10 protein-coding genes are annotated in these 9153 nt (G+C 71.0%); 2 read left to right on the top strand and 8 right to left on the bottom strand.

The annotated features are described in order from the left end of the window. Window positions 1-164: 164 nt before the first annotated feature. On the top strand, window positions 165-920 hold the full coding sequence (locus KM933_RS34855) for an FAD:protein FMN transferase (protein ID WP_221360213.1): 756 nt from the start codon (window positions 165-167) through the stop codon (window positions 918-920). A gap of 202 nt (window positions 921-1122) precedes the next feature. Here KM933_RS34855 and KM933_RS34850 read toward each other — a convergent pair whose 3' ends face one another. Then, on the bottom strand, window positions 1123-2196 hold the full coding sequence (locus tag KM933_RS34850) for a mechanosensitive ion channel family protein (protein ID WP_221360207.1): 1074 nt from the start codon (window positions 2194-2196) through the stop codon (window positions 1123-1125). A gap of 475 nt (window positions 2197-2671) precedes the next feature. On the opposite strand from KM933_RS34850, the gene KM933_RS34845 reads away from it, so the two are divergent. Then, window positions 2672-4570: an ABC transporter ATP-binding protein gene (locus KM933_RS34845; RefSeq protein ID WP_221360211.1), complete on the top strand. Its 1899-nt coding sequence runs from the start codon at window positions 2672-2674 to the stop codon at window positions 4568-4570. A gap of 88 nt (window positions 4571-4658) precedes the next feature. Here KM933_RS34845 and KM933_RS34840 read toward each other — a convergent pair whose 3' ends face one another. The 7 genes from KM933_RS34840 to KM933_RS34810 form a co-directional block, all read right to left on the bottom strand. Further along, entirely contained in the window at window positions 4659-4865 is a 207-nt protein-coding gene (locus KM933_RS34840; RefSeq protein ID WP_221360205.1) for a DUF397 domain-containing protein, read from the bottom strand. After that, on the bottom strand, window positions 4862-5152 hold the full coding sequence (locus tag KM933_RS34835) for a Scr1 family TA system antitoxin-like transcriptional regulator (RefSeq protein WP_221360203.1): 291 nt from the start codon (window positions 5150-5152) through the stop codon (window positions 4862-4864). The genes KM933_RS34840 and KM933_RS34835 overlap by 4 nt, the downstream gene beginning before the upstream one ends. Next, a complete protein-coding gene (locus tag KM933_RS34830) occupies window positions 5119-5439 on the bottom strand; it encodes a hypothetical protein (RefSeq protein WP_221360215.1) in 321 nt (106 codons plus the stop codon). Before KM933_RS34830 ends, KM933_RS34835 begins: the two co-directional genes overlap by 34 nt. A gap of 291 nt (window positions 5440-5730) precedes the next feature. After that, on the bottom strand, window positions 5731-6552 hold the full coding sequence (locus KM933_RS39980) for an N-6 DNA methylase (RefSeq protein ID WP_260334622.1): 822 nt from the start codon (window positions 6550-6552) through the stop codon (window positions 5731-5733). A 636-nt stretch (window positions 6553-7188) separates the two neighbouring features. Further along, window positions 7189-8256, bottom strand: a complete 1068-nt coding sequence (locus tag KM933_RS34820; protein ID WP_221360201.1) for a DNA polymerase III subunit beta family protein — start codon at window positions 8254-8256, stop codon at window positions 7189-7191. Window positions 8257-8401: 145 nt separating this feature from the next. Next, window positions 8402-8854: a PIN domain-containing protein gene (locus KM933_RS34815; RefSeq protein WP_221360199.1), complete on the bottom strand. Its 453-nt coding sequence runs from the start codon at window positions 8852-8854 to the stop codon at window positions 8402-8404. After that, complete coding sequence (locus KM933_RS34810) at window positions 8847-9143, bottom strand: type II toxin-antitoxin system Phd/YefM family antitoxin (RefSeq protein WP_221360197.1); 297 nt, start codon at window positions 9141-9143, stop codon at window positions 8847-8849. The genes KM933_RS34815 and KM933_RS34810 overlap by 8 nt, the downstream gene beginning before the upstream one ends. Window positions 9144-9153: the final 10 nt, after the last annotated feature.

Here is a 9153-nt window from a genome sequence, read left to right as displayed (position 1 = left end):
GGCGCGACGATCACCAGCGACGGCTACCGGGAGTCGCTGCAGGCCGCCATCGACGCGAGGGGCTGACGGGGATGGCCACGACCGGAACACCCGTGATCGGCGGAGCCGTGACCGGTGCCGCCGTGACCGGCGGCGCTGTAAACGCTGGCGCTGCGAACGGCGGGGTGCGTCGCGTCGAGCACATCATGGGGCTGCCGATCTCCCTGCGGATCGACGGCGGCGACGGCGGCGACGGCGGGGGCACCGCCGCGGACGCCGCGGACGCCGCGGACCGGGTGTTCGCGTGGCTGCGGGAGGTCGACGCGCGGTTCAGTCCCTTCCTGGCCGACAGCGAGGTGTCCCGGCTGGACCGGGGCGAGCTGGCTCCGGACGCGCTGAGCCCGGACCTGGTGGAGGTCCTCGACCTGTGCGAGCGGTACCGGGTCGAGAGCGGCGGTGCCTTCCAGGTGCGGCTGCCCGGCCGTGGCCTCGACCCCTGCGCCATGGTCAAGGGCTGGGCGGTCCAGCGCGCCGCGGAGCTGCTGCGGACGCGGGGTGTGACGACGTTCTGCCTCAACGCGGGCGGCGACGTGGTCGCGGCCGGCCGGCCCTGGCGGGTGGGCGTACGGCATCCCGAGCGGGCCGACCGGCTGTGCGCGGTCCTGGAGATCACCGACGGGGCGGTGGCGACCTCCGGGCGGTACGAGCGCGGCGACCACATCCTCGACGGACGCACCGGCCGTCCGGCGACCGGGCTGCTCGGCCTGTCCGTCGTGGCCGCCTCGCTGACCGAGGCGGACGCGACGGCGACCGCGGCGTTCGCCATGGGGGCGGAGGGGGTCGACTGGGCCGCCGCCCGGCCGGGGTGCGAGGTGTTCGCCGTGGACGCCGGGCGCCGGGTCCTGCGGACACCGGGGTTCCCCATGGCGGCCGCGGCCTGAGCGTGCGCGTCGGGCGCACGGCGCCACGGGGCGGGTCCACCGGCCTGTCCGGCAACGGCAAGGAGACCTCAGGAATCGCGGCGCACCGGGCGCGGGGCCGCCCGTCACCACCGGACATCCGGTGACAGACGGCCCTCCGCGGTGTCCTACGGTCCCGTGGTTCCGCACTTCCGCAGTCCCACGGGAACACGGCACTACGGCACTACGGCAGCGACAGGGACCCGTCGCGCTGCGGCGGGATCGCCACGCCGTTCTGCTGGAGGGCGACGGTCCGCGCGGGGGAGGGGATGCGGATGCCTTCGAGGTGGTAGCGCTTGTGCAGCCGCTTGATGAACTCGTGCTTGATCCGGTACTGGTCGCTGAACTCGCCCACGCCCAGGATCACGGTGAAGCTGATCCGCGAGTCCCCGAACGTGTGGAAGCGGACGGCGGGTTCGTGCTCGGGCATCGCGCCCTCGATCTCCGTCATGACCTCGGTCACGACCTCCGAGGTGACGCGCTCCACGTGCTCCAGGTCGCTGTCGTAGGCGACACCGACCTGCACGGTGAGGGTCATCTCCTGTTCCGGCCGGCTGTAGTTGGTCATGTTGGTGCTGGAGAGCTGGGCGTTCGGGATGATGACGAGGTTGTTGGAGAGGTTGCGCACGACGGTGTTGCGCCAGTTGATGTCGACGACGTACCCCTCCTCCCCGCTGCTGAGGCGGATGTAGTCGCCGGGCTGGATCGTCTTCGAGGCGAGGATGTGGATGCCCGCGAAGAGGTTGGCGAGGGTGTCCTGGAGGGCCAGCGCGACCGCGAGACCACCCACGCCGAGGGCGGTGAGCAGCGGGGCTATCGAGATCCCCAGGGTCTGCAGGACGACCAGGCAGCCGATGGCCAGGACGACGACCCGGGTGATGTTGACGAAGATCGAGGCCGATCCGGCGACACCGGAGCGGGACTGGGTGACGGCCCGCACCAGACCGGCGAGCACCCGCGCGACGGTGATGGTGGCGGCGAGCATGACCAGGACCGTCAGGACCTGGTTGACGGTGTGGTTGACCTTTGCGGTCAGCGGCAGCGCCGCCGCCGCGGCGGCCGCCCCGCCCGTGATCGCCGCGACCGGCACCAGCGCGCGCAGCGCGTCGACGAGGACGTCGTCGCCGCTCCACCGGGTGCGCGTCGCGTGCTTGCCCAGCCAGCGCAGGAGAAGGCGGAGCAGAACGGTCGCCACGAGCCCGGCGATCAGCCAGACGCCCGCCACGACCCAGTCGTGCACGGTGAGGTCTCGGGTCACCGACTGCCTCCCGTCGTACCGGGAAGGGGACGTGCGCCCGTTGTGTGATGTGTCGTCACCTTGTGGCCACCTGCTGCTCGGTTGCGGGGATGTACGGCCCCGTCGGTCATGACGTGCACCGGTCATGACGCGCGTCGCGGCCGACGGGACTGGCTCATCTTGCTACATGCGCACGGGTGCTCCGTGGCGCGGCCGTTCGGATCGGGCCGACTGCCGGGCCCGCCCTGAGGAGACTTTTCGGACGGTACGCCAAATCAGCCCGGAAGGGGCGGGAACAGCCTCGAACCACCCGGAACAGCCGGTTCCGTGCGCCTCGGACCGCCTTCGGTCGCACCGGCGCGCCCGGTGGGGGACGGCGGTCGACGGGTCGCCCGCGGCACCGGGGCGTCGTACGGCATCAGGTCGTCCCGGTGCGTGTCATCGAAATTCCCTTGACCTCAAGGAAACTTGAGGTCCTACGGTCGGTCCCATGAGTATGGAGACGACAGCCTGGACGCAGTTGTACAGCGTCATGAACGCCCAACGGGAGCGCCGCCCCTTCGCCCGCGCGACCCTCCGCCGCATCGCCGGATTCGCCCGCCCGCACCGGCGCAGGATCGCGCAGTTCGTGGTGGTGAGCGTGGCGACGGCCCTGCTCGCCGTGGCGACGCCGGTCCTCGCCGGACGGGTGGTGGACGTGATCGTGACCGGCGGCGACGAGACGACGGTCGTACGCCTGGCCCTGCTCATCGCGCTGATCGCGCTCGCCGAGGCGGCGCTCGGCCTGGTGGGCCGCTGGTTCTCCGCGACCCTGGGCGAGGGACTGATCCTCGATCTGCGCACGGCTGTGTTCGACCATGTGCAGCGCATGCCGGTCGCGTTCTTCACCCGCACCCGTACGGGAGCGCTCGTCAGCCGTCTCAACAACGACGTGATCGGCGCCCAGCGGGCCTTCAGCAACACCCTGTCCGGAGTGGTGGGGAACGTGGTCACCCTGCTCCTCACGCTGGCCGTGATGCTCACCCTGTCCTGGCAGATCACCCTGCTCGCGCTCGTACTGCTCCCGGTCTTCGTGGTCCCCGCCCGCCGGGTGGGCCGGCGGATGGCGAGACTGCAGCGCGAGGCGGCCGACCTCAACGCCGCGATGGGCACGCGGATGACCGAGCGCTTCTCCGCGCCCGGCGCCACCCTCGTCAAACTCTTCGGCCGGCCGGGCGACGAGTCCGCCGAGTTCGCCGAACGGGCCCGCCGCGTACGGGACATCGGCGTCCGCACGGCGATGGCGCAGACGGCCTTCATCACCGCCCTCACCCTGGTCTCCGCCCTGGCGCTCGCGCTGGTCTACGGCCTCGGCGGCTGGTACGCCCTGCGCGGCAGCCTGGAGCCGGGCGCCATCGTCTCCCTGGCCCTGCTGCTGACCCGGCTCTACGCGCCGCTCACCTCCCTCGCCGGAGCCCGTGTGGAGGTCATGAGCGCCCTGGTCAGCTTCGAGCGCGTCTTCGAGGTACTGGACCTGAAGCCGCTGATCGCGGAGAAACCGGACGCCCGTACGGTCCCCGACGGCCCGGTCTCGGTCGAGTTCACCGACGTCCGCTTCGCCTACCCGTCCGCCGACAAGGTCTCCCTGGCCTCCCTGGAGGAGGTCGCCGCGCTCGACACCCGGGCCGGCACCGAGGTCCTGCACGGCGTCTCGTTCCGCGCCGAACCCGGCCGGACCGTCGCCCTGGTCGGCTCGTCGGGCGCGGGCAAGTCGACGATCGCCGCCCTGCTCCCACGGCTGTACGACACCGACGAGGGCTCCGTACGCATCGGCGGCGTCGACGTCCGCGACCTGAGCGCCGAGTCGATGCGGGCGACCCTCGGCATGGTCACCCAGGACGGCCACCTCTTCCACGAGTCGGTCCGCGCCAACCTCCTCCTCGCCCGGCCGGACGCCGACGAGGACGACCTGTGGGACGTACTGCGCCGGGCCCGCCTCGACGACCTGGTCCGCTCCCTGCCCGACGGCCTGGACACGGTGGTCGGCGAACGCGGCTACCGCCTCTCCGGCGGCGAACGCCAGCGCATGACCATCGCCCGGCTGCTCCTCGCCCGCCAGCGCGTGGTCGTCCTCGACGAGGCCACCGCCCACCTCGACAACACCTCGGAGGCCGCGGTCCAGGCGGCGCTCGCCGAGGCCCTGGAGGGCCGGACGGCCGTGGTCATCGCCCACCGACTGTCGACGGTACGGGCCGCCGACCTGATCCTCGTGGTCGAGGCGGGCCACATCGTCGAACGCGGCACGCACGAGGAACTGCTGGCGGCGGACGGCCGGTACGCGGAGCTGTACCGCACCCAGTTCGGCAGGCCGGCCCACGACGAGGGCCGCGCCCTGGCGAACGGGGCGGCCGCGTAGAGGGCCCGGCTACCGCGCAGGGCCCGCTCAGGTCACCCTCCCCGGATGACCTGAGCGAGCCCTGCTTCTGCGCCGTGCCCTCCGCGCCTTACGCCGCGGCCAGTCCCGCGAAGGCGGCCCACCCGTCACGTCCGACCCGCAGCACGGGGCCCGCGCCCGCCGCCTTGGAGTCCCGTACGCGGACGGTTTCCCGGTCGGCGGCCACTTCGACGCAGTTGCCGCCGTCCGACCCGCTGCGGCTGTTCTTGAACCAGCGCAGCCCGTCCCCGGTCCCGCTCATCTGCTCCGTGCTCATGACTCTCCCGCCAGCCGTTCGATGAGCCGCGCAGACTCCTCGACGTCCGGGGACTGCGATCGCAGCTTCCCATAACGCAAGGCGAACGCGCTCACGTCGGCGAGATCTTGTACGACGCACCCGACGCCCTGGGACTCGAAGTCCCCGAACTGCCAGTGCTGCTTCGACTCCGCCACCACGAACGGGCCGTTCTTCCCCGGGTGAAAACCTCGTCTGGCGGGCATGACCTGTACCTCGACGTTGCGCAACGCGCTCACCTCCCGCAGCCGTTGCCCCTGCTCACGCATCGCCCGCCCCGGTCCGCCAACTGCGCCTCCACTTCAGCGGAACGCGGCGCGGCGCCCGGCTCGCCCGCCAACGCGCCGTCCAGCAGGTCGCCGAATGGACCGGCCTGCCGTACGACTGCGACACCGTCCAGGCCGTCGCCCTCGTCACCGCCGGACTGGCGGCCAACGCCGTGGCCCACGGAAGCCTCCCCGGCCGGGACCTCCGGCTCATGCTGCTCCTGCTCCCGGCGCCCGGTCCTGCGGTCCGGGTCGAGGTGACGGACACCCGCCCGAGCGTCTGCCGACACCAGCCGCCTCCCGGCCCGCGGACGGGACGTCGGCGTCCAGGGGAGCACGGCCTTGCCCCTTCACCCGTTTCTCGATCCAACCGCCGCGGTTCCCGGCCTTGTCGTCGTACGGCGGATCGGAGATGACCACAGTGACGGGGACATCGGCCTTGACGTGGTTGGCGCGGGTCCGTGACAGCGAAAGGGGCGCGTACGTCGAGGCGAGTTGCTCTTCCTGTACGTAAGGGTCGTCGAGCGTGTCCGTGACATGAAGGTTGAGGCCGCCCGGCGGGAGTTCGGCCTCGTGCTTCTTCAGCAGATCGGCGGCGCGGAGTTCGGCGACGGCGAAGGGGCCATCTGAAGTTCGAATCCGTACAGACGCGTGGCGAGGCGACCGATCGCATCGGGCGCCATGGCTTCACCGCTGCGCTCGACGGCCTGCTGCGCCACCCGCTGGATGATGGTGTGCAAGTAGGTGCCGGTGCCCATGCCGGGATCGACGATGTGAACACTTTCGTCCCCGAAGCCGCGCGTCTTGCCCAGACGGGTACGCAGCACCTCTTCGGTGAGGCGGACCATTTCCCCGACCACCTGGTGAGGTGTGTAGTACGAGCCGCTGCGTTGGCGCAGCCTGTCGTCGTAGACGGACAGGAAAGACTCGCAGAGGTGCAGGTAGGCATCCTGGTTGCCCTTCCGGATGGTCTCCCACTCCACGCGCGCGACAGTGCGGGAAAGGAGGTCGGGAGTCACCTCGAAACGTTCGCTGACGTTGTCGGTGAGGAGCTGAAGGGCCTTGCCCATCAGGGCATGGCCCGCGTTCAGGCGGCGCCCGATCTCGTGGAAGGTCGTACGGGTGAGCGGGATGCCCTCCGTGCGGGCGAGAAGCAGTGCGAAAGTGACTGTCTGGGCGTAGCCGTCGGCGAACGTCGCGTCGTCCGCGGTGGGGAAGAGATACCGGCGCCAGTCGCTCCTGAGGCCGGTGAAGGGCCGTTCTGCGGTCGCGTCGTCCGCATCCAGGTCGGCCTCGGCCCGTAATTGCTCCTGCACGGCGGCACGCAGCAGACGGCACAGCGGGGCGATGTGCTGGACGAGTACCGAAACCCGCCGGATCCTGGGTGGTTCCCAGCCGAGCACTGCCTGCGTGATCGCGTCGAAGGCGGCCAGGTCGTCGGCTGCCAGTTTTTCCCGGCGCTTTTGAGCGGTCCGCAGAGTACGACCTCGTCACCGAGCTGAATGCCGTAGCGGAAGATCCGGTAGTGGTTCCCGTTGGTGTAGAGGAGGTTGGGGAGATCACGGAGACGTTCCCACTGCCTCTTGTCGTGACCGGTGAATGATGCGGGATCGATGTTCTTGCCGGGCCGCTTCACCTCGATGTAACCGGTCACGTCCGCGTTGACGCGTACGGCATAGTCGGGTCGCACCCCGAGGTGGGGGAGACGGGCTTCCGGGGACCGGCTGACCTCGGTCCGGGCCCGGTGCCCGGCTATGGTGCGGAACAGTTGCTCCAAGGGGGTGCGAATGACTGCCTCACGGTCGCCAGGGCCCGCCAGATTCTGTCTGCATTCGGCACCGAAGACGGAAATGGCATCGCGCAACCACTGAAGACGTGCTTCGGACATGAGCCCCCACCCTTGAGATCCCGGTGCGAAACGGGACCTTCCCCCTGGGGGTATGGGTCAAGTACGGCTATACGGGGAGAGGCGTGCGACCAGTGGCTCGGTGTGCAGAAGGTGTGTTCGTGCGCGGTCGGTCATCCCGGCAGACGTCCCCTCAGTCCTCCAGGCGGACCGGCATCAGGAGCGAGAAGGCGCTCTCGTCGTCGGGCCGGCGGATCGCGATCGGCGCCGTGGGCGCGCCGACTTCCAGGATCAGCCGGTCACGGGCTCCGGCAGCCAGCGCGTCCAGCAGGAACGCGCGGTTCACGGCAACGCGGTCCGGGCCGCCGTCGTCGTCCGCGCAGAGGGCGACCGTGCCGTCCTCCACCACCCTGAGCACGCTGAGGTCCTGTGTGCCGGACTCGTCGGACCGGACGGGTCCGCGGGCCAGGGCCGCCCGGAACGCCGCCGTCTCGACGAGGGCGTGACGTCGGTCGGCGAGCGGAAGCAGACGGCGGTAGTCGGGGAAGTCGTGGTCGAGGCACCGGCCCGCCGTCTGCCGGTCACCGGCCTCCAGGGTCACGCGGTCGCCGTCGACGGCGAGCCGCACGGGACCTTCGCCGTCGAGCAGCGCCCGCATCGAGTCGGCGAGCGGGGTGGGCACGACGACCTGTTCGCGCCGCCCTTCGTGCCCGGCGACACCGGCCCGTGCGACGGCCAGCTGGTAGCGGTCGGTCGCCACGACGTCCAGGTGCTCGTCCTCGATGTCGAACAGGAGGCCGCCGAGCATCGGCAACCCGGGGTCGGTGCCCGCCGCGAAGCGGACCGCGTCCAGGGCGGCGGCCAGTTCCGGTGCGGGGACGGACAGCCGGACGGTGGTGGTGCGGAGCGAGGTCATGGGGTTCTCCCTGTGGTCGAGGAGGGCTCGGAGCGCGGAGAACTCGCCGCGGGCGTCGGACAGTCCCAGTTCGAGGCGACGCAAGTGGGCCTGGAGGAGCCCCCGTACCAGGTCCGTGTCCGCGCTCGGCCAGGCGGCCAGCACGAGCCGGATGTCGGCCAGGGGCATGCCGGCCCGGCGCAACCGGGCCAGCAGACGGGTCTCCTCCACCTGCGTGGGCCCGTACCAGCGGTAGCCACTGACCGGGTCCACCCAGGCGGGGACCAGCACACCGGCACGGTCGTAGAACCGCAGCGCGCTCACGCTCAGTCCGCCGTCCCGGGCCATCTCCCCGATACTGCGCATCTCGTTCTCCACACCCGGAACCCTGAGCCCTCGACCAGGTCGAGGGTCAACTCACGCACTGAGCGAGGTGTCCGGCGGATCCGGACCGTCGGGGGCCTGGGATCTCCCGGCCCCGGCAACTCGCCGCTGGGACGGATGGCGGATGTCAGAGGTCGTCGGGAAGCAGCCGGAACGAGGGCTGGCCGGTGAGTGGACGCATCATGCGGAAGTGGCCGTCCGCGGTGAAGATGTCGGCCGTCTGGAAGGCCGCCGCCAGAGCGACGTTCATCGCGTCCGCCAGACCCACGCCGGCACCGCGGTCCGCGTCGGCGTACCCGCGCATCACCGCCATGGCTGTCCTCAGATGCGGTGCCGTGTCGGGGATCCCGAACCGGCGGGCCTCCGTCTGCCCGGCGATGAAGTCCAGCGCGTGCATCGCTGCTGCGGAGCCGATACGGGAGGTCAGGAGGTAGTCCAGCTCGGTGAGCACCATGGGGGACACCACCAGGTGGCCCGTGCGCGCGAGAGCGGCCCGGTGGGCGGAGTGACCGGGATCCTTCGGGGTGAACAGCCGGTAGAGGGCGTTGGTGTCCGCGATCGCGACCGCGCTGTCAGTCATCGACGCCGTCTGTCCTCTCGGCCGCTTCCGCGCCCATACTCCGTAGGGTCGCCTCGATCTCGTCGTCATCGAGAACGGGACCGCCCAGGTCAGGGATGTTCAGATCGCCCATCGGGTCGGTGCGGAACGGGTAGGCAGGCCGCCCCGTCACCCCGCCGCGCGGCACGATGTCCCCTATCGGGACGCCGTCCTTGGTGATCGTCACCGTCTCCCCGGCCGCCACACGTGCCAGGACCCGCGACGTCTGCTGGTTGAGTTCCCTCAGCGGGACCTCCGCGCTGTCACTCATTCTTTTACTG

The organism is Streptomyces beigongshangae (genome assembly GCF_019710745.1).
GTDB lineage: Bacteria > Actinomycetota > Actinomycetes > Streptomycetales > Streptomycetaceae > Streptomyces > Streptomyces beigongshangae.
Note: the sequence above shows the minus strand (reverse complement) of the source record. Positions and strands in the feature narration are given on the sequence as shown.

What these genes read in the sequence shown, in the direction of transcription:
- KM933_RS34845 (WP_221360211.1), top strand. Translation starts at nt 2,672, where the DNA reads ATGGAGACGACAGCCTGGACGCAGTTGTACAGCGTCATGAACGCCCAA.
- KM933_RS34840 (WP_221360205.1), bottom strand. Translation starts at nt 4,865, where the DNA reads ATGAGCACGGAGCAGATGAGCGGGACCGGGGACGGGCTGCGCTGGTTC.
- KM933_RS34835 (WP_221360203.1), bottom strand. Translation starts at nt 5,152, where the DNA reads ATGCGTGAGCAGGGGCAACGGCTGCGGGAGGTGAGCGCGTTGCGCAAC.
- KM933_RS34820 (WP_221360201.1), bottom strand. Translation starts at nt 8,256, where the DNA reads ATGCGCAGTATCGGGGAGATGGCCCGGGACGGCGGACTGAGCGTGAGC.
- KM933_RS34815 (WP_221360199.1), bottom strand. Translation starts at nt 8,854, where the DNA reads ATGACTGACAGCGCGGTCGCGATCGCGGACACCAACGCCCTCTACCGG.
- KM933_RS34810 (WP_221360197.1), bottom strand. Translation starts at nt 9,143, where the DNA reads ATGAGTGACAGCGCGGAGGTCCCGCTGAGGGAACTCAACCAGCAGACG.